Genomic DNA, 502 nt, shown 5'->3' on the forward strand with positions numbered 1-502 from the left:
CAAACATGAGTTGAAAAAACTCGGTAAAATATGGATCAAAAACCGAAAAATCGAAATACAATACACCGGACGGGCAAGTGTCACTATTTGAAGATGACCCGTCTTTTAATGAACCTGAGCACACAGGAGAACAAAGCCAACAGACGATTTCTTACACTGTTGTTCGAAAGGTTCAAAAGAAAAAACGAAATGATTCATTGCATGATGGTACTGAAATAGAAGCTGTCCACCATCACCCTGAAAATACGATCTGTGACTGTTGCCAAGGACAAATGAATGAAATTGGCAGTACCGTCGTACGCGAAGAAGCAGAATTTATTCCTGCGAGAATAAAGAAAGTCCAACACTTTGAACATGCTTTTGAATGTAAAAATTGTAAAGGCGATGCATTTCATCAAGCACAAATTAAACGTGGTAAAGCGCCACAAGCTCCCATTCAACGTAGTATCGCAAGTCCTAGCGTACTTGCCAAAGCCATCTATGATCACTAGTGTTGCATTAA

General features: G+C 39.6%; 1 pseudogene. It reads left to right on the forward strand.

Annotated features, from left to right (window positions below):
- Positions 1 to 29: 29 nt before the first annotated feature.
- Positions 30 to 485: pseudogene (locus BFU02S_RS16180) on the forward strand (IS66 family transposase zinc-finger binding domain-containing protein); the annotation flags it as partial.
- Positions 486 to 502: the final 17 nt, after the last annotated feature.

The organism is Neobacillus fumarioli NBRC 102428 (assembly GCF_001591485.1).
Taxonomy (GTDB): Bacteria; Bacillota; Bacilli; order Bacillales; family Cytobacillaceae; genus Neobacillus; species Neobacillus fumarioli.